Consider the following 26779-nt stretch of genomic DNA (forward strand, 5'->3'; position numbering starts at 1 on the left):
CCTACGGTCCATGAGCACGGACGATTCCTTCGCGGCCGCCTACCGCGAGCACTACTGGGCGGTGAGCCGGTTCGTCGCGCGCAGGCTCGACGCGGGGGAGGCCCACGAGGTCGAGGAGGTCGTGGCCGACGTCTTCTCCATAGCCTGGCGGCGCCGCGCCGAACTCCCCGAGGCGCCGCTGCCCTGGCTGTACGCCGTCGCCCGCAACTGCCTGGCCAACACGGTGCGCGGCCTCGGCCGCAGACGGCGCCTGCTGCACCGCATCGGCCTCAACGAGAGCGCCCACGGCAACCAGGTCGTGGACAGCCCGGACACCGAACGCCCCGGCTCCTGGGTGCACGAGGCCCTGGCCAGGCTCTCCCCCGCCGACCAGGAGGCGCTGCGCCTGACCACCTGGGAGGAGCTGGGCGTCGAGGAACTCGCGGTGGCCCTGGAGTGCAGCACCGGCGCGGCGGCGATGCGGCTGCACCGGGCCCGCCGCAGACTCCGCGCGGAGATCGACCGGATGCAGATGAACGTACGAGCGGGAGAGAGCCGTGACTGACCACCTGGACGACCGGCGCGACGCCCACGACTCCGACGTCGCCCGCGACCGCGCCCGTGACCGTGGCCTCGCCCCCGGCCACGACTGCGACCTCGCCCGCGACCCCGACCTCGACCTGCTGCGCGCCGCCAACCCCGTCTCCGCCACCGCCGGACCCTGGCGCGACCGCCCCCTGAACGCCGTCGCCGAGCGCGGACTCAACCAGCTCCTGCACCGCACCCGGGCCCGCCGCGCCCGCCGCCGCGTGGTGCTGTGGGCGGAGGCCGCCGCCGTCGCCTTCGCGGCCGTGCTCGCGCTCACCGTGCCCGACCTGGCCGCCGCGCCCGCCACCGCCGCCGTGCCCGGCGCCCTGCACCCGCGCGCCGGGGTGGCCTCCCCGACGCTCGACCGCCTCGCCGACCGCGCCGAGGCCGCAGCCCGCGACGGCGGGCCGAGGCTGCGCGGGGGCGCCCACGTGCAGACCTGGAGCCTCGCCATGGACGAGGGGCCGGGCGCCGAGCGTCCCGTCACGCTGCCCGAGGAGCGGGAGGTCCGCTGGCACCCGGACGGCAGCCGCACCGAGCGCGTCAAGGCCGACGGCAAGCTGATCAGCGAGCGGGTCTTCCCGCCGGGCCGGTCCGACGCCCCGCCCCGGTCCCGCCCGCCGCACACCGCCGCCGCCCTGCGCGACTACCTCACCGAGGTCCACGACCCGGGCTTCCCGCGCCGCACCACGCCCGCCACCACCCGCGAGGTCCTCGACGCGCTGCCCTCGCTGCTCGACACCTGGACGCTCGGCGCCCGCGAGAGCGCCGCCCTGGCCAGGCTCCTCGCCGACAGCGGCGGCCTGCGGCCCGCGGGCACGGTCACCGACCGGCTCGGCCGCTCCGGCCAGGCGTACGTCCTCGACTCCCGCGCCGAGCACCTGCGGTACATGCTGATCCTCGACCCCGACACGGGCGAGCCCCTCGGCCTGGAGGTGATGTTCACCAAGGACCGGCCGAGGTTCGCGGTCGAGGCCGGGGACGTCATGTCGTACAGCGCCTGGCGGCGCTAGCGGGTCTCGTGCGCCCGCAGCGTGTCCGCGACGGCCTGCCCGATGCGCCGGATGCCCGGTGAACGCACCGGGCACGGGCGGGACTTGGCGGTCGTCGGGGCCAGGCAGAAGTGCAGCGGGTCGTCGGCGCGGTGCAGGGCGGTGCGGTCGTTCTCCGGCTCGGTGCAGTACGCGCGGTGGGCGCGCTCGTACGCCGTGCAGGGCAGCTTCTCCCGCCAGGTGTGCCGGGCGGCGGCCGGGCTGACGGACCTGCCCGCGTCGGACACCAAGTCGCCGGTCGCGGCGGCCTGTTGGCGGTAGAGCGCGTTGACGCGGCGCACCCGGTCCGGCGTCATCGGGTCCGGGCCCTGCGACACCCACACCACCCGGGGCCGCTTGCCGCCCGCCTCGCGCGCGGCGTCGGTGATCTGCCCGGTCAGACGGCGCGCGTCGGCCGCGTACCGCGAGAAGTACCGGCCCTGCGCCTTGTCGTACGTGATCCCCTCCATGCAGGGCGTGTAGCCCCAGGCGTTCCCCCAGAACTGCAGCACCACGTAGTCGGGCCGCAGCTCGCGCACGAGGGTCGCCGCCTTGTGCTTGTCCGGTACGAGGGAGTCCTTGCCGGTGCCCTCCAGGTAGTCGCAGAGGGTCGTGCCGGAGTAGGGCGCGCTGGTGTAGCGGGCGCCGAGCTGGTCGCGCAGGAGGGTGCCGAGGACGTCCTGGTTCTCCATGGCGAGGGAGTCGCCGAGGTAGAGGACCTTGGGGTGGGTGGTGGGGCGCGTGAGGCCCTTCTTCCCGGCGCCGTCGCGCCTGTCGGGACCGTCTCGCTTGTCGCGGGTGTCGCGGGTGTCGCGGGTGTCGCGGGTGTCGCGGGTGTCGCGGGTGTCGCGGTTCGCCTCCGCGCGGCCCCGGGTCGTCGGTGACGCGCCGTCGGTGGGGTCGCCCGGGGCGGGGGCGGGTGGCGCCCCCCGCTCGCCCTCGCCGTCGGAGCCCGGGTCCCCGCACCCGCCGACCAGGAGCGCGCCGAGCAGCACTCCGACCCACCACGCCTTGCGCATCCGCAACTCCCGTCCCACCCCACGGAATCGGCCCCCAGGCAAGCACAGGTGGGGCCGAGGCGAAAGTCATGCGTGCGCCGACCGTGGCGGGCGGGGGCCCGGCGGTCGCGCACCGGCACCGCCCCCTCGGCATTACCTCGGGCGTAATCGCCCCCCGCGCGCCCGCCCGGCAGTCTTGGGGTCACCGGAGCCCGGGCGGCGCACTCCGCCCGGTCTTCGGGCCACAGGACCCGCACCACGACACCGCCGGAGGCGAACACCCATGGCCGCACAGGACGTTCACGAGACCGCCGTCGCCCGCTACTTCGAGGCCTGGAACAGCGCCGACCCCGCGAGCCTGGGCAAGGCCGTGGCCGCCGCGTGGACCGAGGACGGCACGTACACCGACCCGCTGGCCGACGTCGCCGGGCACGAGGGCGTCGCCGCGGTGATCGCCGGGGCCCGGGAGCAGTTCCCCGGCTTCTCGTTCCGCCACACCGGTGAGGTCGACGGCCACCACGGCATCGCCCGCTTCACCTGGGAGCTGGTGTCCGACGCGGACGGCTCGGCGCCGGTGGCCGGGTTCGACGTGATCGTCCTGGCGGAGGACGGCCGGATCCGGGCGGTGCACGGGTTCCTGGACCGGTTGCCGGCCGCCTGAACGGCGTACGCACGCGCGCGGGGCCCCGGACCATGACGGTCCGGGGCCCCGCTCACGTACGACTCGGTCAGGCCTCGCGCGGCGCGACCTCGCCCATCCGGCCCCACCCGTCCATGCCGGGGATCTCGGTAGAGACGATCTGGGGGATCTCGGCGATGGCGTACGACATGGTGTCCATCGCGGCCTTGAAGTGCGCGGACTCCACGTGCGCCGCGCCCGCCTCGCCGTCGCGGAACGCCTCGACGAGGACGAACTGGTGCGGGCTGTCGACGCTGCGCGACCACTCGAAGAACAGGTTGCCCGGCTCCTCGCGGGTGGCCCGCGTGAAGTCGTCGACGAGGTCGAGCCACTCGTCGCTCCGCTCGGGGCGGACGGTGAACTTTACGGTGATGAAGATCATGGGGGGTCGTTCCCTGGATTGCTGTGCAGTGCACCCATGAACGTACCGCGTCCCCGGCCCCTCGACTACTTGGCGACTACCTGGCCACGAACTGCGTGAGTATCGCCTGCACCTCGTAGATGTCGACGCCCTTGGTGAAGGTCTTCTCGATCGGCACGGGGTTGCTGGAGATCCATATCTTCAGCTCCGCGTCGAGGTCGAAGTGGCCCGCGGTCTCGACCGAGAAGTGCGTGATGCTGCGGTAGGGCACCGAGTGGTACTCGACCTTCTTGCCGGTCATGCCCTGCTTGTCGATGAAGACCATGCGGCGGTCGGTGAGCAGGATGGTGTCGCGGATCAGCTTGTACGCGGCGTAGACCTGCTCGCCGTGGCCCATGAGCCGGGCGTAGTCCTGCTGCGCCGACGCCGGGTCGACGGTGTGGGCGTTTCCGAACAGCGCCATGTCAGGCCCCCTCGTGTGACGATGCGTCCGTGTGACGATGCGTCCAGCCACCGTACGTGAACGCCCGTCCGCGGGGCCTGGGCGCTACCCGCGCTGACGTGCCCTGCGAGCCGGGCGCGGGCTCTCCGCCGGGGTCGCCAGATGCCCGTCGACCAGCCGGTTCAGGGCGCGGAGCAGGGCCGTGCGGTCCGTCGCCGAGAGCGCGCCGAGGGCCTCCTCGTGCACCCGGTCGACGATGCGCTGGCTGTGGGCGGCGACCTTCGCGCCCTCGGCGGTGACCGCGATGATCCGGGCCCGCCGGTCCTGGCTTGAGGGCCGCCGCTCGGCGAGCCCGGCCTCCTCCAGGGCGTCCACGGTCACGACCATCGTCGTCTTGTCCATGTCCCCGATCTCGGCGAGCTGCGCCTGGGTGCGCTCCTGCTCCAGGGCGTGCACCAGGACGCAGTGCATGCGCGCCGTGAGCCCGATCTCGCCGAGCGCCGCCGCCATCTGCGTGCGCAGGACGTGGCTCGTGTGGTCGAGCAGGAAGGAGAGGTCCGGTTCCGTGCGGGCGGGTGCCATGGCGGTCATGTCGCCAGCGTAGCCGAGAAGACGGATGTGCGCCCGAGATAGATAGTCTGCAACAAAACTATCTGCTACGGTCCTGAACATCGGACGGCCCGGGCCGCACCGGGCCGCGCCTTCACCAACGGGAGAGCCCATGTCCGCCACCGCTTCCGCACCCGCAGCAGTCAGGGAACCGGAGCCCGCCGCCCGCCAGAAACGCCTGGCCCTCGGCGTCATAGCCACCGGAATGCTGATGATCATCCTCGACGGATCGATCGTGACCGTCGCCATGCCCGCCGTCCAGGAGGACCTCGACTTCACGTCGGCGGGCCTGAGTTGGGTGGTGAACGCCTACCTGATCGCGTTCGGAAGCCTGCTCCTCCTGGCGGGCCGCCTGGGCGACCTCATCGGCCGCAAGCGGATGTTCCTCGCGGGCATCGGCGTCTTCACCCTCGCCTCGGTGCTCGCGGGCTTCGCCGTCGACCCGGCGACCCTCATCGCCGCCCGCTTCCTCCAGGGCATCGGCGGCGCGATGAGCTCGGCGGTCAGCCTCGGCATCCTCGTGACCCTGTTCACGGAGCCGAGGGAACGGGCGAAGGCCATCGCGGTCTTCAGCTTCACCGGCGCGGCGGGCGCCTCCCTCGGGCAGGTCCTCGGCGGAGTCCTGACGGACGCCCTGAGCTGGCACTGGATCTTCTTCATCAACCTGCCCATCGGCCTCGCCGCCCTGCTGCTCGCCGTGCCCGCGCTGCCCGCCGACCGGGGCCTCGGCATCAAGGCCGGGGCGGACGCCGTCGGCGCGCTCCTCGTGACCGGGGGGCTGATGACCGGCATCTACGGCGTCGTCAAGGTGGAGGCGCACGGCTGGCTCTCCGGCCACACCCTCGGCTTCGGCGCCCTGGCCCTCGCCCTGCTCGGCGCGTTCGCCCACCGCCAGACCAGGGTCCGCACCCCGCTGCTGCCGCCGCGCGTGTTCCGCTCCCGCAACGTGACGGGCGCCAACGCCGTCCAACTCCTCATGGTGGCGGCCCTGTTCGCCTTCCAGGTCCTGGTGGCCCTCTACCTCCAGAACGTACGCGGCTACGGAGCCTCGGCCACCGGCCTCGCCATGCTCCCCGCGGCCGTGGCCATCGGCGCCGTGTCACTCGGCGTCTCGGCCCGCCTGAACGCACGCTTCGGCGAACGCAACGTCCTCCTGGCGGGCCTCCTCCTGCTCGTCGCGATGCTCGCCCTCCTGGCCCGCGTCCCCGTCCACTCCTCCTACGCCCTCGACCTCCTCCCCGTCATGCTCCTCGCCGCAGGCTTCGGCCTGGCTCTGCCCGCCCTCACCGGCCTCGGGATGTCCGGCGCCCGCGAGGACGACGCGGGCCTGGCGTCGGGCCTGTTCAACACCACGCAGCAGATCGGCGGCGCGCTGGGCGTGGCGGTCCTCTCCACCCTGGCGGCGGCCCGCACCGAGCGGACCCTGGCCGAGGGCGGCACCCCCGCGGAAGCCCTGACGTCCGGCTACCACCTGGCCTTCGGGGTCGGAGCGGCCCTCCTGGTGGCGGCGCTCGTGGTGGCGGTGACGGTCCTGCGCCCCACACGACCGCACCCGGCAGACGAGGCCCCCGCCCCCGAAACCGCCGAGCCCGAGCCTCAGCCCGAGCCCGAAACCACCCAGTCCGAGCCTGAGCCCGAGCCCCAGCCCGAAACCACCCAGCCCGAGCCCAAGCCCGGAACGGGCCCGGCCCCCCGCCCCCTGACCGACGCCGAAGCCACCGACATCCTCCACAAGCACCCCTTCGGCGTCCTGGCCGCGGTCCGCTCGACCGGCCACCCGCACCTGTCGACGGTCGCCCACCACTGGGACCCCGGGACCCGGACCCTGCGCGTCTCGACCACGGCCGACCGCCTCAAGCCCCGCATCCTCGCCCGTAATCCGCGCGCCGCCCTGCACGTGTCCCCCGACCCCTTCACCTTCGCGGTCGCCGAGGGCGAGGCGGAGGTGTCGCCCCCCTCGACCACCCCCGGCGACCCCACGGGCCGCGAACTCCTCGCCATGACGCCGGGGTTCACCGACCCCGAGGACGAGAGGGCCTACTTGGCCCAGATGGCCGCGGACCGCAGAGTGGTGATCCGCGTCAGGGTGTCCCGCGTGTACGGCACGGCACTGGACGTGTAAGCAGATGGGACCGCGCTACTTCAACGAGGCGGACGAGGCGAAGGGGATCGACGATGGCTCTGACCCGTGACGAACGTGAGCAGTTCCTGGCCGAGGCGCACATCGCGGCGCTGGCCGTGGACTCGGGGGAGGACGGGCGGGCGCCGCTCGTCGTGCCCATCTGGTACCAGTACGCGCCCGGCGGGGACGTGTGGATCCTGACGGGGCGGGACTCGCGCAAGGCGCGGTTGATCGCCGCCGCGGGGCGGTTCTCGCTGATGGTGGAGCGGATCGAGCCGACGATCCGGTACGTGAGCGTCGAGGGGGCCGTGGTGGGGACGGAGGACGCGACCCTGGAGCAGTTGCGGGAGATCTCCGCCCGCTATCTCCCCGCCGAGAAGGTCGACGGGTACGTGGAGATGGCCTCGAAGGAGCACGGCGAGCAGATCGTCGTCCGGCTGCGCCCGGAGCACTGGGTCTCGTCGGACCTCGGCTCCGTCTGACGGTCGACGGCTGGCGGCTGACGTCTGATGGCTGTCGTCTGATGTCAGGCGGCCGGGGCGGCCTCGTCCCGGCGGGGGCGGTCCTTGCGGAACTCGTTCGGTCTTCGGTGCTCCTGGACCAGGGCGAGCACGAGGACGAGCGTCACCGCCACCAGGTGTTCCCGGCCCGCCAGGTTCGGCTTCAGGACCGAGCCCACGACCGTCGGCACGACGGTCAGGAGGCACAGCACGGGGGCCCGCAGCCGCACCGACAGGTAGGTGAAGAGGCCCACCACGGCCGCCGACGCCCCGGTGTCCACGTCGTGGGCGTACGCGGCCGGCACCCCCGCGAAGTGGTCGGGCCCGATGGCCACCATGACCCGCGCGCCGAGGGTGCCGGCCAGCGTCGCCGCGTACGCGACGAGCAGGGTGCGCTTCCAGCCGATGAGGAGCTGGGCGAGGCCCAGGGAGAGGAGCAGGCGGGGGAGGCCGCCCCAGACCGGCTGGTCCCGGGTCGGGACCAGGACGGAGACCGGGGTGCGCAGCAGCGAGAGCCAGAGCGGCTGGTCGGCGCGGACCTCGCTGACGCGGCGCACGACGCGGTCGCTCGACGGGATCTGCTGGAGTTCGTGCAGGCAGATCATGGCGAGGGCCGCCGCCACGGCCAGGCAGACCCCGGCCAGGCGGCGTTCCCGCAGCTCCCGCCACGCGGCGAGGCACAGGGACTGCCACTCCGCCCGCAGGGCGGCGCGGAGGCGGCGGACGGCCAGCACTGCTCGCGGCATCTGCTGACCGTCCTCTTTCCCCCGTCGCGTCGTGCCGCCCGGCACTTCGCACACATATGTCCGTCGGAGCCAGGTTAGATCATGCTTGCTATTCCGCGGCGAACGCTATTTCGCGGCGAATCCCATCATCATGATCGACTTTCGGTCCGAGACCGGGCGGGACAGCAGGTCGGAGCTGATGTACAGCCTGCCGTGGGTGTAGAGCGTCTCCGACTGGAGGACGGGCAGGGCGGACGGGCGGGTGGTGGCGTCGAGCAGCAGGGTCTGCTTCATGGTGCGGCCGTGGACGGAGAAGATCCGCGTGGTCGGGGCGCTCTTGTAGACGAGGAGGTTCCCGCCGTCCATGCGGAGGGGGAAGACCGGGTAGTCGTCGCCGCCCTTCAGGCGCTGCCCGGTGGTCTTCCCCGTGGCCAGGGAGAACACCACGATGTCGTTCGTCGACGTGTACTCCTTGTCGCCGTCGCGCCGCGCCGTCGCCACGTACAGCTTGCCGTTCCCGGCCACGACGCCCTTGCAGTCCTCGTTGGTCGACGAGGTCCCGCAGGTGTGCATGTACTGGCCGTCGGCCAGCGCGAACTTCGTGCGCAGCTTGCCGCGTTCGTCGAGGGAGAAGATGTCCGAGGCGCCGGACGTGGAGATGTCGCCGGAGTCCGTGCCGACCACCACCGGCCAGGTGGAGATGACGTTCGGGGACTTGACGCCCTCGGGCATCTTGAAGCTCCACTTGGGCTTGCCCGAGGCCGGGTCGAGCAGCTCGACCTTGAACACCGGCGTGCTCAGCTCACCGCAGGAGCGCACCGCCACGAGCCGGTCGCCGCCGCCGTAGCCGACGTCCCGGCACTTCTCGCCGAGCTTCGGCTTCCACAGGAGCTTGCCGGAGCGCAGGTCGAATGCGGCGCCGCCGTAGATGCCGGAGAGGGCGACGGTGTTGCCGGAGATCGTGGCCTGGTTGAACTGGGTCTTCTCCTTCTGGTAGCCGACGGTGACCGACTTGGTCCAGAGCTTCTTGCCGGTGTCGACGTCGAACGCCATGACCTCGGTGCAGGGCGCGTAGCCGTTCTCGTCGTCCCCGGGCTTCGGCGCGGGCTGGGTGACGACGACGGCTATGGAGCCGTCGCCGAGGTTGGTGGAGCCCGCGCAGGACATCCCGGGCTTGTCCAGCTTCCACCGGTCCTTGCCGGTGGCCGCGTCGAGGCCGGTGATCCGCTTCACCGACGCCTTCGCGTACACCTTGTCGGTCAGCCAGGACCCCTTCACCCGGTAAGTGCTGGCCCCCTTCGGCAACTTGGGCTGCTCGGCCGCGCCCTTGAAGGAGGCCTTCGGGTCGGCGGGCACCGGCTCCTTCGGCTTCTCGTACGCGGGTCCGGCGCCGTCGGCCCGCGGCTTGCCCGCCGACTTGTCCTTCGAGCCGTCGTCATCGCCCTGCTGGGTGGCGTACCAGACGCCGCCCCCGACGATCAGCGCGATGGCGAGTACGGCGGAGCCCACGATCGCCGCGCGGCCCCGCGAGCGCCCGCCCCCACCCGGTGTCGGCGGCGTGGTCACGGGCTGGGGCGGTCCGAAGCCGCCGGGCTGGGAGTACCCGCCGGGCTGCGCGTGACCGCCCGGCTGCGCGTACCCGCCGGGCGGCGGCTCGACCGGCGGGCCGAAGCCGCCCGCCTGTGGCCCCTGCGGGGGCGGCGGCGGGCCGAATCCGCCCGGCGGCGGGGACTGCGGTGACGGCGGGTTGGTCATCGTGACTCCAGGAGCGGCGGCGGGGACAGCGGTGCGAGCGGGGGCGGGAACAGCGACGGGAGAGCGGTGGGGCGCCCGGGTGCCGTCGGCGCCCGGCGCGCGGCCGTGGCGGCCTCAAGGTCCGAACGAGAGCATCCGCCCGTTCCCCTCCTCGCCCGCGGAACCGTTGCTCCTGCCGTTGAGGCGCGTCGGCGTGATGAACAGGCGCGCGTCGAAGTACAGCGTGTTCCCGGCGAACATGAAGACCTCGATCTTCTGCGCGGCGGCGGTGTGCTTCAGGAGCACCTTCGGCTTGCCGCCGCCGGCGGGCAGGAACAGGGTCCGCCCGGTCCTCTCCCGGTACGGCCGCGCGTACACGATCACTCCCTTGCCCTCCCGCTCGCTGACGGTGACGGGCAGGAGCTGTCGGCCCGCGGCCGCGGTGGACCACTTGGCCTTCCCCGTGCCGAGGTCGAAGGCGACGATCCGGTTGGGGCCGAGGATGTCCTCGGGCTTGCTCGCGAGGTACAGCGTGTCGTGGGCGACGACGGCCCCGACGCAGTTCTGCACGCCCTCACCGGAGTCCCCGGTGCCCGCGCACTGCTCGAACTTCTCCTTGCGGTCGTCGAGGTCGATCCAGGAGCGCTCCTTGCCCCGCTTGTCGACGGCGGCGACGGCCCACTTGTCGGGTTCGGCGCGGCTGCGCAGGGTGACCACGAGGGGATCGACGGAGTAGACCTTCTCGACGGGCCACCCCTTCCTGCTCCGGTAGACCCACTCGACCTCGCCGGTACGGGGGTCGAGCTTGCGCAGCCGTCCGTGGGTGAGCTTCGAGCCCGCCGCGCAGGACTGCATCTGGAGCAGTCCGTCGCCGCCCGCGACACCCTTCAGGAAGCAGGCCCCCTCACGCCGGTGCTTGGTCGTGAACAGCCGCTTGCCGTCCCGCACGCGGTAGGCGTGCGCGACCGAGTCCTGGTCGACCATGACGGTGGAGCCGCTGATCGCCACGTGCGTGGCGGTGGTGCTGTCCAGCGTGTTGTGCTCGGCCAGCTGTTTGTGCCAGCCCTTCTTCCCGGTCTTCAGGTCGATCATCTGCAGCTGGTTGCACTTGGCCCCGACCCGGGCCTCGCTCGTCGTGTAGACGACGACCACCTTGCCGTCGCGAGAGGGGTTCACCGGGGTGTCGCAGACCTCGCCGGGCAGCCGCACCCGCCACGCCCGCTTGCCGTCGGCCGCCTTGAACGCGGTGACCTCGTCGTACTCGGCCTGGGCGACGAGGCCGTCCACCCGCCACAGGTCGAGCAGTTGGCCGCCCTTGCCCGGCAGCTTCACGTCGTTGACGGCGAGCCAGGCCTTGGCGTCACCGGGTTTGCGGCCCGCGTTGACGTCGATCTGACCGGCCGCGCCGGTGCCCTTGCCGCCGTCGTCGTCGCTGCCGTCGCGCGCGGGCGCCGACTCGCGTCCGTCCCGCGCGGGCTTCCGCGAGTCCTGCGCCACCGGCTTGCGGGAACCGTCCTCGTCCCCGTCGCCGTCTCCCCGCGTGAGCACGAAGACGCCCGTGCCCACGAGCGCCAGGGCGAGGGCGCCGACGCCGACGACCAGGGCGCGCTTGCGGGAGTTCGAGGGCCGCGGCCCGGACGGGGGCAGCGACGGCGGCTGCGCGGGCGGCAGTGGCGGCGGCTGCGCGTAGGGGTTGCCGGGGACCGGCTGGTGCGCCGGTGGGCGCCCCGACTCGGGCTCATGACTGACCATGGCAGAGAGTGTGTCCCAACCACCGGTATTTTTAGAGACTTTTTCTAGAAAAAGTTTCCGGTGCTTGATCTGAACTACGCTGTTCCGCATGGCGCCTAAGCAGCAGCGTGGCGAGGCCACGGTCGACCTGCTCCTGGACACGGCCCTGGCGGTGTACGCGGCGTCGGGACGGCAGGGATTCACGGTCAACGCGGTCACGGCGGCGAGCGGCGTCAGCTTCGGCAGCCTCTACCACCACTTCGGCAGCTTCGACGGTCTGGCCGCCGCCCTCTACATCCGCTGCCAGGACCAGCTCTGCGACCCGGTGGTGGCCGCCGTGACCCGCTGCCGCACGGCCCGCACCGGCATCCAGGCCTTCGTCAAGGCGTACTTGGACTTCACCCGCGAACACCGCGACGTGGCCACCTTCGTGCACGCCTCCGCGTACTCCCGCTATCTCACGGCCCACGCCAAGGAGGTGGCGGCGGCCAAGGAGGCCAAGTTCGCCGCCATCGCCTCCTGGATGTACGCCCGCGTCGCCGCCGGTGAAGTGGCCGTGCTGCCCGACCAGATGATCGAGGCCCTGCTCCTCGGCCCGGTCGCGGAGACGGCCCACCGCTGGCTGTCCGGCAGTTACGAGGTGGATCTGGACGAGGCGGTGCGGGTCCTGCCGGACCGGATCTGGCGGTCGCTGCGGCCGGACTAGGCGCCGCGGGCCGACCGGCCGCACGCGGGGTGGGCCCGGGACGGGCCGCTGAATAGAATCCGCTGTCATGTCGAACCCTGACGAGCTGCTCGTCAACATCTCCGCCATGGTCGAGTCGGAGCAGAGCAATCAGATGTCGCTCACCGTGGTCGTCGCCGGCGCCGTGCTCACCGGTCGCCTCGCTCCCGAAAGCATGTGGAGGCAGCGGGTCTCCGAGGTCCTGAAGGACTCGGACCGCCTGGGCCCCTTCGCCGACGTCTTCGCAGGTCACAGCGTGCCGATCCGGTCCGTCCCGACCTCCGGCGACGCCGGGGACGGCGGGACGGCGCCCACGCATCTGCACTTCCACCTCGCCCGGATCCTCCAGGGCAGCGTGGGGATCCCCGAGACCGGGGGCATGTACCGGGTCGCGATCAAGGACGTCAGCGCCTGGACCGTGGGGGACTTCAGCTACTCCGACCAGTGATCCTGTACGTCACACACGCGTACGTCACCTAGGGGAAGGGCCCCGCCGACACGTCGGCGGGGCCCTTCCGTGGTTCTCGTACGGCGGCTCACGCCTCCGGCGTGCCGGGGGCGGGGACGGGGCCGCCGAGCAGCGCGGAGGCGTTCTCCACGGGGGCGAGGTTCTGCTGGGCCGCGGGCTCCTGGGCGCTGCGGCAGGTGAAGCCGAGCCGGGTCATGGCCCGGGTGACCTCGCCGCTGGTGAAGTCGCGGCGGTCCTGGCGGGTGATGACGGCGCCGACCTGCTTGGCCGGGTAGTTGCGGCTGCCGATGATCACGTACTCGCCGCCGGTGACCGGTTCGGGCTCGACGTCCTTCATCGTGGCCAGCACTTCGCTCTGGGAGAGGTCGAACGGGAATCTGGCGATGACGCAGCGCATGATGCCTCACAGACGGGGAGAGAACGGGCTGAGCGGGGCTACGGTCCTGAGGAGACTCTAGGACCTCGGGGCGCCGCACCGGTCCCGTCCGGAAACGCGGACAGCCGGGACCCGCACCCCGAGGTGCGGGCCCCGGCTGTGAAGTTCTCGGTGGCGAGATCCCCGTGGCCGCCGCGCGGCCGCCTCAGAGGCCGAACTCCTGCGGGGACAGGCCGAGTGCGGCGCACGCCTCGCGCAGGACCTGCTCCTCGGCCGGGGCCACATATCCGTCCGCGCCCGCGACGACCAGACCGGTCTGCACGACCGCGCGGGCCTCCGTCTGCTTCTTCGACGCCTTGGCGATCTCCTGCATGACCTCCGTCTTGCCCTGCTGGAAGTTGAACGCGAGCTGGTCCACGTGCTTGTTGAACCGCTGGCGCAGCTGCTCCGGCGGGAAGTTCTGCAGCACGTCGTTCTGCAGGATCAGCGACTCCACGTGCTGCCGCTCGGCCGGGTCCACCTGGCCGTCGGCGGCCGCGACCAGGGCGCACATGGCCATGCTCGCGTCTCGGTACGAACCGCTCTTCAGCTCCGTCTTGAGGGATGTGAGCTGGGACTTGAGCGCGCTGATCAGCTGCGCCTTCGAGCCGCCGGAGGACCCGCCGGGCCGACTGGTCCCGTGCCCGCCGGAGCCGCGCGAACCCTGCGCCTGCTGCAGACCCTTGGCCTGTTCCTTGAGCTTGTCCCACATAGCCATCCGTGCCACCTCAGCTTCTGCCATGTAACCGCTCTAGCGCGCGCGTTCCGCGCGTCCTTCTGCCAACGCCCTCACGTTCCCCGAAGTTCCAGTCCCAGTACAGCGCGGACCAGGACTCGGTACAGCTCCGGAAAAACACCTGACAAGGCGTGGTGCATGGTCGTACCATCCCTCGCGATGACGACTCACTCTGTTGACAGATTGGGGGACCCGTCCGCGCAAGGTGAGTGCTGATGCTCACCGACATCGCGAACGGGCACACCCGTCCTTCCCTCCGGAGCCCCTCCGACGGGCTCCTGTCCTTCTGGCCGCGCGTACGCGAGTTCGCCGTGCCGCCCGCCATGATCGAGACCGCGACCGCCCGCCGCCAGGCCGGTGACTGGGCCGGGGCGTGCGCCGCGGCGGGCGTCGACGTGGACCTCGACCCGCGCTCCCTGACGCGCACGCACGGCCGCGAACTCGCCGCCCGCGTCCGCGACGACCTCCGCCACCTCGCCCCCGACCTGCTGCGCTGGCACCTGCCGAGGATCGCCCCCGACGGGCTCCTGCGGCCGGGACTCACGGTCGCGCTCGCCGAGTACGACACCGAGTCCGACACCGGGGACGCGGGGAAGCGGGACCGCGCGGGCGCACGGCGATCCGTGCGGCTCGTGGTCCGTACCCCGCCCGCGTGGGCGGACGCGGGACAGCGGATCAGCCTCGCGCTGTGGGACGGGTCCCGCGCGGGCCCAGGCGCCCCCGCCCGTCACAACCCGCCCCTGCCCCCGCCCTCGTCCGCGTACCCGCGTGCGCGGCCCTGCCCGCACCCTCATCCGCATCCCAGCCGACGCTTCCGGCTCGACCTGCACCGGCACCTGTGGGACGAGCGCAGAGCCGATGAGCTGCGCGTACGCTCCGGGGCCGACCGCCCGCCCACCGATGCCGCAGCCCTCGCCCCCCTCATGGCGGACCCGGACCTGCTGCCGACGGGCCCCCGCGGGCTCGCCTGCGCCGTCGACCGCTGGGCCGCGGAGGCCGAGATCCTGCTGCGCGCCGAGGGACGGTCCGACGGGGTGTTCGCCGTGCGGCTCGGGGCCGGGCGGCGGTTGGTGCTGCGGCTCGACGGGGCGGGCGGGATGGGCGGGATGGTCGGGGTGGAGCGCCCGAGCGGCCGGGACCGCTCCGTGCCGCCCGTCCTGCCCGACGCCGCCACCTGGGTCCTGCCCGACCTCGAACTGCTCCGCACCGGTGCCCTAGACGCCGACCGGCTGCACCCGCTCGTCGCCTCCGCACTCGTACCGGACCGCCCACCGACCGGCCCGCCCCGCGCCCCCGACCGGCCGGGCGAGCCGCACGTCGTGGACTGCCGGGGCGCCCGGCACCGGATCGGGCTCGTCGACGGTGCCCTCGCCGCACTCGACCACGACCCGGCCGAGGTCCGGCGCGAGGAACTCCTGGTCGCCCTCGGCGGCCCCCCGCTCCCGTGCCTGCGCGCCATCGACGAGGCCCACCGCCGCCCGGACTGCCTCACCGGCGTCCGTGAACGCCTGGACCACGGCGACACCGCCGGGGCCCTTGCCGTCGTCGAGGGCCTCCTCGGACCCGAGGCGGTCCTGCGCGAGGGCCCGCTGCGGGACGAGCTGGAGGCCGCGGCGGCACGGCGGATCACGTACGGGCTGTTCAGGACGGGTCTGTTGGGCGCGGGGGCGAGGGGTGGCGGTGGCCCCGGGGCGAGGGTTCGGCCCGGACGTGGCCGTGCCCGCGACGCCCGCGTGCAGCCGCGCCGGACCGCCGGGTACTGACGCGCCCTTCCCTTCACGCGCTCCAACTCCCCGTTTCTTCCTGCCACTTCCCCTTCCTGCTTTCGCTCTTCCCGCTTCGCTTTTCCTGCTTCGTTTGCCGTCGGCCCCATGCGGCCGCGCACGACCCCAAAGGTGACCACACATGCCCACATGCACGCCGTCCGCACAGCTCGCCCAGCCTGCCCAGTCCGCCCAGTCCGCCTCTTCGACGGATACCGGCGGCGGCACCGCCGCCCAACTCGACGTCGCCGGTGACCTCCTGGCCCTCCTCCGCGACACCACCACCGAACCCCGCCCCGACACCCAACTGGAGGCCCTGACCCTGGCCGTTGCCGCCGACCTGCCCGTGCTCCTGTGGGGGGAGCCGGGCATCGGCAAGACCGCCGCCCTGACCCAGCTCGCCGCGTCCCTGGGCCTACCGCTGACCACGGTGATCGCCAGCGTGCACGAGCCGTCGGACTTCTCGGGGCTGCCGATCGTCGGGGACGACCCGGCCGAGCAAGGCGTTCCGATGGCCCCGCCGGACTGGGCCGTGCGCCTGGTGAGGGCGGGCCGGGGCCTGCTGTTCCTCGACGAGCTGTCCACCGCGCCCCCGGCCGTGCAGGCCGCGCTGCTCCGGCTGGTCCTTGAGCGCCGCATCGGCGCCCTCCAACTCCCGCCGGACGTAAGGATCGTGGCCGCCGCCAACCCCCGGTCGTCGGCGGCCGACGGCTGGGAGCTGAGCCCGCCCCTGGCCAACCGGTTCGTCCATCTCCAGTGGACCCACGATCACGAGGTCGTCGTACGCGGACTCGGCGGGACCTGGCCCCGGGCGACCCTGCCCCGGCTCGACCCCGAGAAGCTGCCGGAGGCCGTGGAGTTCGCCCGCCGCGCGGTGTGCGGACTGCTGGCGGCGCGCCCCGCCCTCGTACACCGGCTGCCCGGCAACGAGACGCGCAGGGGAGGGCCTTGGCCCTCGCCGCGGAGCTGGGAGATGACCCTGCGCCTGATCGCGTTCGCGACCGCGGCGGGCTCGTCCCGGGAGGTGCTCGCGCTGCTCGCCAGGGGCGCGGTGGGGGAGGGCCCCGGCCTCGAACTCCTCGCCGGGATCGACCGGATGGACCTCCCCGACCCGGAGCTGCTGCTCGCCGACCCGGCGGCCGCCGAGCTGCCCGAGCGCGGCGACCTGCGCCAGGCCGCCCTCGACGGCGTGGTGGCCGCGGTCCGCAACCGCCCGGACCGGTCCCGCTGGGACGCGGCCTGGGCGCTGCTCGTCCGCGCGCTGGAGACCGGCGCCCCGGACCTGGTCGTCGTACCCGCGACCACGCTGGCGTCGCTCCGGCAGGAGGACTGGGACGTACCGGAGTCGATCGAGCGCCTGGCCGGAGCGGTGTCGCTGTCGCAGCGGGCGAACCGGGCGCGGGCCGGGACGAAGGCGACGACGGCGGCATCGACGACGACGGCAACGGCGCCTGCGGCGAGGGCGGCACGATGAGGCCGACCGCTACCGCTACCGCTGCCGCGGCCGAACTGCCCCTGCCCCTGGACCGCGAAAAGCTCTTCGCCGCCCGGCTGCACGCCGCCCGGGTGCGGCCGTACCTGGCGACGGCGCTGTTCGCCCTGCACGTCGTCGAGTCGCGGGACGTGCCGACGATGGCGGTGGACCGGTACTGGCGGTGCTACGTCTCGCCGCACTTCGTGGCCCGTACGTCGGTCGCTGAGCTGGCCGGGGTGTGGGTGCACGAGGTGTCGCACCTGCTGCGGGACCACCACGGGCGCGGGGACCGGGTGGCGCGGGAGCGGGGGCTCACCGGCGCGGGGGACAGGCTGCGGATGAACATCGCGGCGGACTGCGAGATCAACGACGACGTGTACGGGGACGGGCTCGCCCGGCCCGAAGGCGCCGTGCGGCCGGAGACGCTGGCCCTGCCGCCGGGGGAGTTGATGGAGGACTACCTGCGGCAGTTCCGGCTCGGGCCGCGGACGGCGGACCTGTCCTGGCTGGACTGCGGCAGCGGCGCCGACGGCCGGGAGCGGGACTGGGACCTGGGCCCGGAGGGCGCCCACGGCCTGAGCGCGCGGGAGCGGGACGCGGTCCGGTTCCGGGTGGCGCAGGGGCTGAACGGCCGTCCGGGGAAGGCGCCGAAGGGGTGGAAGCGGTGGGCGGAGGAGGTGTTCCATCCGCCGCAGCCGTGGCGGGAGCTGCTGGGTGCCGCGGTGCGCTCGGCCGCGTCCGGGCCCGGGGTGGGCGAGGACTACTCGTACGGGCGTCCCGCGCGGCGGTCGGCCGGGGTGCCCGGAGCGGTGCTGCCCAGCCTGCGGCGCAGACCGCCGCGCGTCGCGGTGATCGTCGACACGTCGGGTTCGGTCAGCGACGCCGAACTGGGCAGCGCGCTCCTGGAGGTCGCGGCGATCGCCCGCGCCGTGGGCGGCCGCAGGGACCTGGTCTCCGTACTGCCCTGCGACGCGTCGGCCCGCGTCGTCCACCCCCTGTGCACGGGCGAGGGCATCCCGCTGATCGGCGGCGGGGGCACGAACCTGCGCGCGGGCTTCGAGCGGGCGCTGCGGTCCCGGCCACGGCCGGACGTCGTCGTGGCCCTCACCGACGGCCAGACGCCGTGGCCGAGCACGCAGCCGCCGTGCCGGACGGTGGTCGGCCTGTTCCCCCGCCACCGCCGCGACACCTCGACGCGGGACGAGAACGACCCCGACTACGTACCGGACACGCCGCCGGAGTGGGCGCGGGTGGTGGAGATCGGATAGCGGCGGCCCGAATGCCTGTCGGTTACCACCGCACCTCCTGACTACCGCTCAGCTCTCAACTACCGCTCAGCGTGATCGCCAGATCGGTGATATTCAGCGGGAATTTCCCGATGCCGGACACCTCGCCGGTGAAGAGATTCACGTTGTAGAGGGTCGGCGTATTCGCGCCGTACGGAGTGAGGGACGCGAAGGCCGCGTTCGACGTGGTCTTCCCGTTCGTCAGATAACTGAAGATGTCCAGACCGGAATCGGGGCCCGCGTCGATGGTGAGGGAGCCGGTCGGGGACAGGGTGCCGTTGTTGGCGGGGGCCTGGATGACGACCTGGTCCGACGTGGTGTTGACGTCGAACAGGGTGGTCGCGGTGGCGGCGTTGAGATCGTTGTTGGTGTACGCGGCGGAGCTGACGCCCGAGGTCGTGCCGGGGGTCGGCGGGGTGGTGAGGGCGGTGTCGGTGGCCGTGCTGTGGTCATTGAGGTTGTGCCGCAGGTTCTGCCCGTTGTCGCTGATGACGCGCAGCCGGTCGGCGGCGGGGTTGAAGTCGACGCCGAACTTGTTCCCGGACAGCGCGACCTTCAGCTGGGACACCTTGGTGACGACGACGTCCTTGGTGGCCGGGGGCGTCTTGATGGTGTAGATCCCGCCCTTGTCGCCGACGCCGTACATCAGCCCGTCCTGCACCCGGAAGTCGATCCCGATCAGCTTCTGGTCCCCGGCGAGCCCGGTGACCTCCCGGACCCAGTCGAGCACGGTGGGCCGGTCGGTGGTGAAGGTGGCCATGAGGGTGCCGTCACCGGTGATGCCGAAGGCGCGGAGGCTCGGGGTCTTGGCGGCGGTGGAGGCGGGGGCGGTGGCCTTGTCGGCCGCGGCCGGGCTGCTGGCCGAGCTGGCGCCCGGCGAGGCGAGCAGGAGGGCGGCGGAGGCGGCCGACGCGGAGAGTACGGCCACAATTCTCTTGCTGTTCCTGGACCTTGTCGTCCCCGTCCCGGTGCTGAGATCGCGTCTCATGATTTCCTCTCTGACAAAGAAGATCGGATGGACGTGAATATGGCTCTGGTATTACCGGACCCCTATTAAGCCCGGCCGACCCCGGCCCCACAAGTTAAGGAGACGACAAGCCCGTTGGGCCCGGGGAACTTTGCGCACCATGACAAACGCGCCCCGCGAAGCAGTGCAGGAATGCACCGCCGATTCACGCGAAGTGACAGAGCCCGTCCGGATCTGACCTGTCGATCAATTCTGTCGAAATGGCATGCTCCGGAGGCATGGGCAGCCTCTTCGCGGAGCTGACCCGGCGCGCGTCGAGCAGCGCCCGCCGGGAGGTCGAGACCTACACGCGTGAGATCCCGGAGTTCGGGATCCTGGACACGAATCCCCGGGCCAGGGCGGAGACCCTGGAGCACGCGGTGTGGCTGCGCCGCCGCACCAACGAACTCGCGCCCACCAGCGCCGAGTTGACCCCGTCCGACCTGACCGCCATAGCCGCGATGGGCGAGTCCCGCGCCGACTCGGGCCTGTCCCTGGCATCCCGCCAACGCGTCCTGCGCCTGCACACCGCCCTCATGCTGCGCGAGATCAACGAGGCGACGGACGCCCATCAGGACGGCGACGCCGACGAACTCGTCCGCCTCCTCGGCTGGTTCGCCGCCCAGGGCGAGCGCGGCATCGCGGCGTACTGCCAGGGCTTCGTGTCGGCGCTACGACGTCGGCTCCCCTACGTCGAGCAGGTCGCGCTGCTCGTACGGGCGCTCCTGGCCGGCGACGCCATGGCGGACGAACTCGCCACGGCCGTCGGGATGCGGATCCCCGCCTACTGCGCGGTGACGGTGATCCGGGTGCCGTCGGCCGGCGGGCCGGGCGCGGAGCGGGACCGCGGCCCGGAGGGCGAGATCGAGGCCCTGCTCAAGCAGCACCAGGTCCCCCTGATGTGGTCCCCACCCACACCCCCGACCCCCGGCGAACTGATAGCCCTGACCCCCCTGCCCTCCCTGACCCCCCTGCCCTCCCTGACCCCCCTGCCCCCCTCACCCGCCACACCCGACCCCGCACAACTGCCCGAAGTCCAGGACCTCGTAACGGACTTCGCCCAGTCCCTGGCCACCCCCTGCGCGGCAGGCACGACCACCGCCGCACTCCCCGACCTGCCCACCGCCCTCGACCGGGCCAGACGTATCAGCAGAGCGGCCCCCCTGCGCAGAGCGTCCGCACACCCCCGCCCCCACACCACGGCGGACGTCTTCGTCGAACTGGCCGTGGCGGACGTCCCCTTCATAGACGCATGGCTGCACACCCTGGCCCGCCGCCTGGCCCCCGGCCCGGACCTCCTCCTCACCCTCGACGCCTACTACACCCACGACATGAACCGCACAGCCGCAGCAGCAGCCCTCAACGTCCACCCCCGCACCCTCGACTACCGCCTCCGCCGAGTACACGAACTGACGGGCATCGCACCGGGGTCGACGCATGGGGTGCGGGCGCTGAGTTCGGTGGTGACGCGGGGGTTGTCGGGGGCTTGGGGGTGAACGTGGGGCCGCCTCGTCCAGGTCAGCCGAGTCGCAGCGCCTCACGCACCGTCGTGAACAGGTCCGTCTGGTTGGTGACGCCGAGGACCCGGTAGGCCTGGGGGCCCTGGGCGGCGATGCGGACCTGGGTGCCCGTGTGTTCCTGGGACTGGCCAGGGGTGTTCGTGGAGTAGTTGACCTTCAGCTGCTGGCCCTCGTTGGTGACGAGGGTGGAGGAGAGGCCGGGGGGCTGGGCCTCCAGGGGCACGATCTGGCTGGTGTGGGCGTGGTCGGCGGTGGTGACGACCAGGGTGTCCGGGTGCTTCGCGGCGTAGTCGCGGGCGACCTTCACCGCGCGGTCGAACGCCGCGGTCTCGCCGATCTGGCCGCACGGGTCGGCGGCGTGGTCCTGCTTGTCGATCGAGGCGCCCTCGATCTGCAGGAAGAAGCCCTGCTTGTTCTTGCCGCTCTTCTGCTTGGCCTCGAGGAGCTTGATGGCCTTGCTCGCCTGGTCCTTCAGCTCGGGCGTGCCCGCCGGGCGGCCCGGGTTGGAGGTCGTGCAGCGCTGCGGCTCCGTACCGCCCTTGGCCGCGCCCTTGCCGGTCCACTCGACGGGCACGTTGCCGGGCGCGAACAGGCCGAGGACGGGCTTGCCGTTCTTGACCGACTTGACCTTCTTCAACTCGCTCTTGTCGGTGACGACCTGGTAGCCGAGCTTCTTCGCCTGCTGAGCGACGGTCAGCCCCTTGTACTTGCCGTCGGTCACCTTCTGGTCGAACCGCTGCTTGCCGCCGCCGAGCAGCACGTCGACCTTGTGGTTGACGCTCTGCTCCGCGATCGAGCCCGGCCCGCCCTTGGCGATTGTGTCCTTCGGGCACTTGGCCATGTCCGCCGGGCCCTGGCAGCTGCGGTCGGTGGCGTGCGAGGCGAGCACGGCCGGGGTGGCGTCGGTGAGTTCGGCGGTGGTGACCGATCCGGTCGCGTAGCCCTTCTTCTGGGCCAGCTCCAGGATCGTCGGTACGGCCTTGTCGGTGCCCGGCGTCTTCGAGATGCGCCCGTTGACCGTCTTCACGCCGGTGGCCCAGCCGGAGCCGCTCGCCGCGGAGTCGGTGACGTAGTCGGGGGAGCCGTCCTTGTGCACCGCGTACGTCGTGTACGCGCCCGTCAGCGGGAACTTGTCCATGTTCAGACGGCCGTTCGCGCCCACCGTGTAGTCCCGGGCGAGGGTGATCTCCGAGTCGCCCATGCCGTCGCCGATGAGCAGGATGACGTTCTTCGCCTTCCCGCCCTTGATGGCCCGCTGGGCCTGCTCCTTGGTGTCGGAGGCCCCCGCCGACGCGGTGAGGGTCACGGCCACCGCGGTGGCGGCGGCCACGGAACCGGCAGCTATCAGGTGACGACGGGACAGACGGGGTCCGGCCATGGAGAACTCCTCAAAACGTGCTTTGTTACGTCCTTGTACGGTGCAGCCACCTCACCAGCGCCACATGAACCGGACGGGACGTACCGGTGCCTTCTCGATGACCTGAGGGCGACGCGACGCCCGCCCTGTACTTGCACTTCCACCTGCACTTGCATGCGGCTCCCTCTGGCCTCGACGGATGTGTCATCACCTGTTCGTGAGGTGATGTGTGGCGTGCATGGAGGGACCTTGGCGGTGCGTCACCGTCTTGACTGGTGACGTCACCCATGTGAAAGTCAGTCATCGGGCAAGCCGGTGTCGGACAAGCCGGTGTACGTGGATTCGTGGACACGCGGAGGAATGCGCATGATCAGCAGGCGTGGCTTCAGCAAGGGTCTCGGGGCGGGTGCGGGGGCGGCGGCCGTCTCCCTGGCCGGCGTGCGGGGCGCGTCCGCCGCACCGGACGGGCGGGCGGGGTCCACCGCACCGGCCGCCTCCCGGGGGACACCCACCACCCCCGAGGCCACCCCCGCCGCCACCTTCCCCCACCTGAAGCACATCAACGCCGGCCTGCTGAACGTCGCCTACGCCGAACTGGGCCCCGCCCACGGCCCCGTGGTCATCTGCCTGCACGGCTGGCCGTACGACATCCACAGCTACGTCGACGTCGCCCCCCTCCTCGCCGAGCGGGGCTACCGCGTCCTCGTCCCGTACCTGCGCGGCCACGGCCCGACCCGATTCCGCTCCGCCCGGACGTTCCGCAACGGCCAGCAGTCGGCCGTCGCCGTCGACATCATCGCCTTCATGGACGCCCTCAAGATCGAGAAGGCCGTCCTCGCGGGCTTCGACTGGGGTTCGCGCACCGCCGACATCATCGCCGCGCTCCGGCCCGAGCGCTGCAAGGCCCTCGTATCGGTGAGCGGCTATCTGATCACCAACCTCGAAGCCAACCAGAAGCCCCTGGCCCCCGCGGCCGAACACACCTGGTGGTACCAGTACTACTTCGCCACCGAGCGCGGCCGCCGCGCCATGGAGGACAAGACCCTGCGCCACGACCTGACCAGGTTCGTCTGGGACACGGTCTCCCCGACGTGGGACTTCGACGACGCGACCTTCGAGCGCACCGCCGCCGCCTTCGACAACCCCGACTACGCGGCCGTGGTCATCCACAACTACCGCTGGCGCCTGGGCATCGCCGACGGCGAGCGCCGCTACGACGCACTGGAGCGGCGGCTCGCCACCCGCCCGGTCATCACGGTCCCCACCATCACCCTCGACCCCGAACGGGACCCCTTCACCGCGCCGGGCAACGGATCCTCGTACCGCGACAGATTCACGGGCGCGTACGACCACCGGACCCTGCAGGGGATCGGCCACAACCTCCCGCAGGAGGCCCCGGAGGCCTTCACGCAGGCGGTCGTGGACGTGGACAACTTCTGACGACCGGAACGGAGTTCGACCATGGAGAGCAACCAGCACACGCAGGGCACCGCGGACGCCATCGAATCCGCAGCCCGCCGCGCGACCTTCGGCCAACTCCCCGCCCGCATCCCCTACGAGGACATGACCGAGGAGAAGGCGGCCACACCGCACCACCCGTCGCGGTACGCCTACGACCCCGAGGGATCATGGCGGTCCTTCGCCTGCGTGGCCGCCGACCTGGGCCTCTGAGCCCAGCACGTCACCTGCCGGAACAGTGACGTGAACCTCGACCATGTCTTCGTCTGCGGCAACCCGGCACTCGACTTCGCCGCGACCCTCCGCGCGCGCCGCTCCCTCCCGGAGGAGGCCCTGTCGATGGTGGCGCGGCACGCCGTGGAACTCCTGAACGGCCAGGACGTACCCCTCCTCAAGGAGTGCGGCAATCCGGAGTGCACGCGCACGTACGTCGACCGCTCACGGGGGACGCGCAGGCGGTGGTGCGGGATGGAGTCGTGCGGCAACAAGCTCAAGGCGGCGGCGTACCGGGCCCGCAGGAAGAACGTGCCCGCGCCGACGACGCACTGACCCGCCTCACTGACCCGCCTCACGGACCTGCCTCACCCCTCCTTGGCCCCGCTGGCGCGAAGATGCTCGATCCCGGTGTCGATGGCGGCCTTGAGGTGGGTCGAGTCACCGGTCGACATGAGGATGGCGACGCCGCCCTGAAGCCCGGCGAGCAGTGCGGCGGCCGCCCGCTCGACATCGAGGTCCTCCGCCACATCGACCACTCAGGCCGCCAGTCCGGCGACCGGGCAGACACCAAGGGCCCCTCGTCGCACACCGAGGGGCCCTTGTGTTGCTCAGACGTGTGACCTGCTGGAGCTTCTACGTGGCCGGTCAGCGAGCTCGGCGAAGGAGCTCTCCCACACCTCACGGACATCACGGCTGATCAGCATGCGCAGTGTGGGCCAGAGGCTGACGAGAAGGTCGTGGTGGAGATACCGGACCAGGTCGTCGTGCTGCCCCTCGGCCAGGACACTCCGGTAGTAGCTCATCCGCAGCCGGGGCTGGTCGAGATCGAACGAGGTCAGCCCCGACCACACCAGATGCAGCGGCAGGCTCACCACTCCGTGCTGAGGGCCGACGAGCTCGGACAGTGCTGCGGGCACGCGCCGAGCGAATCTGGCGCGTCGGAGATCGGTCGGCCCCATGCCCGCCCCTTCCCGTGCCGTGGTCCTCCGCGGACCTCCGGTCACGGGGGTCGGCGACACCCCAGGCTCCCTCACACAGAGGCCGACCGACCCCCCTTCCTGACGTGCAACACCGACCCGTCCAGCGGCAACGGCACCTGGCCCACCAGCGCCAGCCCCGCGTCGGCGAACAGCCTCCCGTAGTGGTCCGCGCGCCGTTCGCGCCCGCCGACGTTGCACATCATGTGGAGGTCCCAGGCGGTCGCGAGGGAGAACGCCCCGTCGGCGGGCAGCACTCGTTCCACGACGAGCAGATCGGCGTGGTCGGGCATCGCGCGGGCGCAGTGCCGCAGGATCTCGCGGCACTGCTCGTCGTCCCAGTCGTGCAGGACGCGCGACAGGACGTAGACGTCACCGCCCGCGGGTACGTCCGCGAAGTCCCCGACCAGGAAGGCGCACCGCGGGCCAAGATCCTCCAGCCGTCGGCGGGCGGCCTCGACGACGTGCGGGCGTTCCAGCAGGACCCCGTTCAGCCGGGGGTGCGCGGCGAGGACGCGGCCGAGCAGTTCCCCGTTGCCACCCGCGACGTCGACCACCGTGGCCCCGGCGGGAGCCTCGGCCGCGGCGGTGAGCACCGGGTGCGTGGGGACCGGGTCGAACATGGCGGACCCGGCGGCCATGGACTGGTCGAAGAGTTCCGCGAGTTCGGGATCGCGGGCGAAGTGGTCGAAGTGGTTCTCGCCGAAGTGGTGCTCGAAGGCGACCTGCCCTGTACGAACGGTGTGCCCCAGCCCGGCGAAGGACTGGTAGAACGGCCCGCCGTACATCAGCGCGAGCGCCCGCATCGACCCCGGGCCACCGGCGCGCAGCAGGGCGCCCACCCCGGTGAGCCGGAAGCCGTCGCGGCCCTCCGCCACGACGCCCAGCATGGCGAGATAGCGCAGCAGCGTCGCCAGATTCCGCGGCCGCGCGCCGACCTTCCGCGCCAGTTCCTCGACGCCGATGCCGCGCCCGTCCTCCCCGTCGCCCTCGCCCTCCATGGCGTCGGGCACCCCGAGTTCGGTGAAGGCGGCCAGCGCCTGGGTCGTCCATGCCCCGGTCAGCAGCCGCAGGACCGTTTCGGCGGGTTGCCGGGCGCGATGGTCGTCGAGGTGGGCGGAGAGTACGTCGCGGTGGTCGCCGGGGACGTACAACTCCACGCGCCGATAACCGACCTTGGCCTCGGCGGCCGCCCCGAAGTAGAAGACCGTGCCGTTCTCGTGCGGGTTGTACCCACCGCCGTCCGCGGTGGCCCCGTAGCGCGCGAAGGTCGCACACAGGCCACGCAGCACCAGCGGGTCGGGCGCCACGACCTCGAAGGCCACGTGCGCTTCGTGCTGCCGCTCCCGCTCGGCCTCGGCGACGACGCCGAGGTCCGACCCCGGCGGCACGGTCAGCACGAACACCTCGACCGTCCGGCGCGCCCCGTCCACGCCGACCACCGGGGGCCGCAGGATGCCGACGTCCAGGTCGCCCGCCCGTCGCCGGTGGCGCACGGCCAGTCGCTCGCGTACGACGACACTCGGCGCAGGCGGCAGCGCCGCGACGAGCCCGCAGGCGGTCAGCATGGTCCCCAACTCCGCCTCGCCCGAAGGGAAGACGAGCTGCGCGGCATGCGAGAAGCGACAGTGCTCCACGAGGGTCCGCAGCTCGGGACCGTCGAGCCCGGGAAAGAGGAGCGGGAGCAGGGCGGCTGTGTCCTGCTCCTTGACGAAGTCGACGGTCGCGAGCAGGCGGGACGTGTCGCCCGACAAGGTCGTGATCATTGCGCGGATCCTCAGGGTCGGTGGGTGTGGGGATGGGGATGGGGACGAGGGTCGGGTGGGGGTGGAATGAGGGATGAAACGGGCAGGGCGGACGGAACGACGTACGACAAGAC

At 72.3% G+C, this 26779-nt stretch carries 27 protein-coding genes and 2 pseudogenes; 15 read left to right on the forward strand and 14 right to left on the reverse strand.

The genetic code is table 11. The features are described from left to right. Positions 1 to 10 precede the first annotated feature (10 nt). Together ACFVHO_RS03985 and ACFVHO_RS03990 are read left to right on the forward strand one after the other, a co-directional pair. Positions 11 to 544, forward strand: a complete 534-nt coding sequence (locus ACFVHO_RS03985; protein ID WP_385709794.1) for an RNA polymerase sigma factor — start codon at positions 11 to 13, stop codon at positions 542 to 544. Beyond that, entirely contained in the window at positions 537 to 1580 is a 1044-nt protein-coding gene (locus ACFVHO_RS03990; protein ID WP_385709797.1) for a CU044_5270 family protein, read from the forward strand. The genes ACFVHO_RS03985 and ACFVHO_RS03990 overlap by 8 nt, the downstream gene beginning before the upstream one ends. Here the strand turns inward: ACFVHO_RS03990 and ACFVHO_RS03995 are convergent. After that, positions 1577 to 2617: an SGNH/GDSL hydrolase family protein gene (locus ACFVHO_RS03995; protein WP_385709800.1), complete on the reverse strand. Its 1041-nt coding sequence runs from the start codon at positions 2615 to 2617 to the stop codon at positions 1577 to 1579. The two genes, ACFVHO_RS03990 and ACFVHO_RS03995, sit on opposite strands and share 4 nt — an antisense overlap. A 262-nt stretch (positions 2618 to 2879) precedes the next feature. Between ACFVHO_RS03995 and ACFVHO_RS04000 the strand changes: the two genes are divergently transcribed. Next, the gene (locus ACFVHO_RS04000; protein WP_385709802.1) at positions 2880 to 3257 is read left to right on the forward strand and encodes a nuclear transport factor 2 family protein; all 378 of its coding nucleotides are present in this window, start codon (positions 2880 to 2882) and stop codon (positions 3255 to 3257) included. Positions 3258 to 3324: 67 nt separating this feature from the next. Here ACFVHO_RS04000 and ACFVHO_RS04005 read toward each other — a convergent pair whose 3' ends face one another. From ACFVHO_RS04005 to ACFVHO_RS04015, 3 genes are all read right to left on the reverse strand, one after another. After that, complete coding sequence (locus tag ACFVHO_RS04005; protein ID WP_385709805.1) at positions 3325 to 3657, reverse strand: putative quinol monooxygenase; 333 nt, start codon at positions 3655 to 3657, stop codon at positions 3325 to 3327. Between the two features lie 76 nt (positions 3658 to 3733). After that, positions 3734 to 4099, reverse strand: a complete 366-nt coding sequence (locus tag ACFVHO_RS04010) for a PH domain-containing protein (protein ID WP_164322675.1) — start codon at positions 4097 to 4099, stop codon at positions 3734 to 3736. Positions 4100 to 4183: 84 nt separating this feature from the next. Beyond that, positions 4184 to 4669 (reverse strand): MarR family winged helix-turn-helix transcriptional regulator, encoded by a 486-nt coding sequence (locus tag ACFVHO_RS04015; protein WP_385709809.1) that lies wholly within the window; start codon positions 4667 to 4669, stop codon positions 4184 to 4186. A 130-nt stretch (positions 4670 to 4799) separates the two neighbouring features. On the opposite strand from ACFVHO_RS04015, the pseudogene ACFVHO_RS04020 reads away from it, so the two are divergent. The 3 genes and pseudogenes from ACFVHO_RS04020 to ACFVHO_RS04030 all read left to right on the forward strand — a co-directional run. Then, positions 4800 to 6260, forward strand: a pseudogene (locus ACFVHO_RS04020) (MFS transporter); the annotation flags it as partial. Positions 6261 to 6437: 177 nt separating this feature from the next. Continuing rightward, positions 6438 to 6809, forward strand: coding sequence for a pyridoxamine 5'-phosphate oxidase family protein (locus ACFVHO_RS04025; RefSeq protein ID WP_385710091.1), 372 nt, complete (start codon positions 6438 to 6440; stop codon positions 6807 to 6809). Positions 6810 to 6862: 53 nt separating this feature from the next. Continuing rightward, complete coding sequence (locus ACFVHO_RS04030; RefSeq protein WP_385709811.1) at positions 6863 to 7291, forward strand: pyridoxamine 5'-phosphate oxidase family protein; 429 nt, start codon at positions 6863 to 6865, stop codon at positions 7289 to 7291. 44 nt (positions 7292 to 7335) lie between these two features. Here the strand turns inward: ACFVHO_RS04030 and ACFVHO_RS04035 are convergent, their stop codons facing one another. From ACFVHO_RS04035 to ACFVHO_RS04045, 3 genes are all read right to left on the reverse strand, one after another. Next, positions 7336 to 8055, reverse strand: coding sequence for a hypothetical protein (locus ACFVHO_RS04035; protein ID WP_385709814.1), 720 nt, complete (start codon positions 8053 to 8055; stop codon positions 7336 to 7338). 105 nt (positions 8056 to 8160) lie between these two features. Then, on the reverse strand, positions 8161 to 9789 hold the full coding sequence (locus tag ACFVHO_RS04040; protein WP_385709816.1) for a PQQ-binding-like beta-propeller repeat protein: 1629 nt from the start codon (positions 9787 to 9789) through the stop codon (positions 8161 to 8163). Positions 9790 to 9903: 114 nt separating this feature from the next. Further along, on the reverse strand, positions 9904 to 11520 hold the full coding sequence (locus ACFVHO_RS04045; protein ID WP_385709819.1) for a PQQ-binding-like beta-propeller repeat protein: 1617 nt from the start codon (positions 11518 to 11520) through the stop codon (positions 9904 to 9906). 88 nt (positions 11521 to 11608) lie between these two features. On the opposite strand from ACFVHO_RS04045, the gene ACFVHO_RS04050 reads away from it, so the two are divergent. Together ACFVHO_RS04050 and ACFVHO_RS04055 are read left to right on the forward strand one after the other, a co-directional pair. Continuing rightward, positions 11609 to 12205: a TetR/AcrR family transcriptional regulator gene (locus ACFVHO_RS04050; protein WP_385709822.1), complete on the forward strand. Its 597-nt coding sequence runs from the start codon at positions 11609 to 11611 to the stop codon at positions 12203 to 12205. Positions 12206 to 12272: 67 nt separating this feature from the next. Continuing rightward, positions 12273 to 12671: a hypothetical protein gene (locus ACFVHO_RS04055; protein ID WP_385709824.1), complete on the forward strand. Its 399-nt coding sequence runs from the start codon at positions 12273 to 12275 to the stop codon at positions 12669 to 12671. An 88-nt stretch (positions 12672 to 12759) separates the two neighbouring features. Here the strand turns inward: ACFVHO_RS04055 and ACFVHO_RS04060 are convergent, their stop codons facing one another. Both ACFVHO_RS04060 and ACFVHO_RS04065 read right to left on the reverse strand, forming a co-directional pair. Next, positions 12760 to 13089, reverse strand: coding sequence for an SCO5918 family protein (locus tag ACFVHO_RS04060; protein ID WP_385709827.1), 330 nt, complete (start codon positions 13087 to 13089; stop codon positions 12760 to 12762). Between the two features lie 184 nt (positions 13090 to 13273). Then, the gene (locus ACFVHO_RS04065) at positions 13274 to 13825 is read right to left on the reverse strand and encodes a tellurite resistance TerB family protein (RefSeq protein WP_385710094.1); all 552 of its coding nucleotides are present in this window, start codon (positions 13823 to 13825) and stop codon (positions 13274 to 13276) included. Between the two features lie 233 nt (positions 13826 to 14058). Here ACFVHO_RS04065 and ACFVHO_RS04070 point away from each other — a divergent pair, with 233 nt between their 5' ends. The 3 genes from ACFVHO_RS04070 to ACFVHO_RS04080 all read left to right on the forward strand — a co-directional run bounded on the left by ACFVHO_RS04070 (position 14059) and on the right by ACFVHO_RS04080 (position 18348). After that, positions 14059 to 15606, forward strand: coding sequence for a hypothetical protein (locus tag ACFVHO_RS04070; protein ID WP_385709830.1), 1548 nt, complete (start codon positions 14059 to 14061; stop codon positions 15604 to 15606). 142 nt (positions 15607 to 15748) lie between these two features. After that, positions 15749 to 17080 (forward strand): AAA family ATPase, encoded by a 1332-nt coding sequence (locus ACFVHO_RS04075; protein WP_385709832.1) that lies wholly within the window; start codon positions 15749 to 15751, stop codon positions 17078 to 17080. Further along, positions 17077 to 18348: a VWA-like domain-containing protein gene (locus ACFVHO_RS04080; protein ID WP_385709835.1), complete on the forward strand. Its 1272-nt coding sequence runs from the start codon at positions 17077 to 17079 to the stop codon at positions 18346 to 18348. The genes ACFVHO_RS04075 and ACFVHO_RS04080 overlap by 4 nt, the downstream gene beginning before the upstream one ends. 55 nt (positions 18349 to 18403) lie before the next feature. Here ACFVHO_RS04080 and ACFVHO_RS04085 read toward each other — a convergent pair whose 3' ends face one another. Further along, positions 18404 to 19297, reverse strand: a complete 894-nt coding sequence (locus tag ACFVHO_RS04085; RefSeq protein ID WP_385710097.1) for a DUF4394 domain-containing protein — start codon at positions 19295 to 19297, stop codon at positions 18404 to 18406. A gap of 314 nt (positions 19298 to 19611) precedes the next feature. On the opposite strand from ACFVHO_RS04085, the gene ACFVHO_RS04090 reads away from it, so the two are divergent. Continuing rightward, entirely contained in the window at positions 19612 to 20868 is a 1257-nt protein-coding gene (locus ACFVHO_RS04090; RefSeq protein ID WP_385709838.1) for a PucR family transcriptional regulator, read from the forward strand. 22 nt (positions 20869 to 20890) lie between these two features. On the opposite strand, the gene phoA is transcribed toward ACFVHO_RS04090, so the two are convergent. Next, on the reverse strand, positions 20891 to 22270 hold the full coding sequence (gene phoA, locus ACFVHO_RS04095) for an alkaline phosphatase (RefSeq protein WP_385709841.1): 1380 nt from the start codon (positions 22268 to 22270) through the stop codon (positions 20891 to 20893). 345 nt (positions 22271 to 22615) lie between these two features. On the opposite strand from phoA, the gene ACFVHO_RS04100 reads away from it, so the two are divergent. The 3 genes from ACFVHO_RS04100 to ACFVHO_RS04110 are packed head-to-tail and all read left to right on the forward strand — an operon-like array spanning position 22616 to position 24256. Next, positions 22616 to 23689 (forward strand): alpha/beta fold hydrolase, encoded by a 1074-nt coding sequence (locus ACFVHO_RS04100; RefSeq protein WP_385709844.1) that lies wholly within the window; start codon positions 22616 to 22618, stop codon positions 23687 to 23689. Positions 23690 to 23710: 21 nt separating this feature from the next. After that, positions 23711 to 23920 (forward strand): hypothetical protein, encoded by a 210-nt coding sequence (locus ACFVHO_RS04105; RefSeq protein ID WP_385709847.1) that lies wholly within the window; start codon positions 23711 to 23713, stop codon positions 23918 to 23920. Between the two features lie 30 nt (positions 23921 to 23950). After that, positions 23951 to 24256: a CGNR zinc finger domain-containing protein gene (locus tag ACFVHO_RS04110; protein ID WP_385709850.1), complete on the forward strand. Its 306-nt coding sequence runs from the start codon at positions 23951 to 23953 to the stop codon at positions 24254 to 24256. 32 nt (positions 24257 to 24288) lie between these two features. Here the strand turns inward: ACFVHO_RS04110 and ACFVHO_RS04115 are convergent. From ACFVHO_RS04115 to ACFVHO_RS04125, 3 genes and pseudogenes are all read right to left on the reverse strand, one after another. Continuing rightward, a pseudogene (locus ACFVHO_RS04115) lies at positions 24289 to 24441 on the reverse strand (TetR/AcrR family transcriptional regulator); the annotation flags it as partial. A 90-nt stretch (positions 24442 to 24531) separates the two neighbouring features. Next, the gene (locus ACFVHO_RS04120) at positions 24532 to 24882 is read right to left on the reverse strand and encodes a transcriptional regulator (protein WP_385709853.1); all 351 of its coding nucleotides are present in this window, start codon (positions 24880 to 24882) and stop codon (positions 24532 to 24534) included. Positions 24883 to 24953: 71 nt separating this feature from the next. Further along, complete coding sequence (locus tag ACFVHO_RS04125) at positions 24954 to 26666, reverse strand: methyltransferase (protein ID WP_385709856.1); 1713 nt, start codon at positions 26664 to 26666, stop codon at positions 24954 to 24956. Positions 26667 to 26779 lie beyond the last annotated feature (113 nt).

It is taken from the genome of Streptomyces sp. NPDC127108, from assembly GCF_042677545.1.
Lineage (GTDB): Bacteria > Actinomycetota > Actinomycetes > Streptomycetales > Streptomycetaceae > Streptomyces.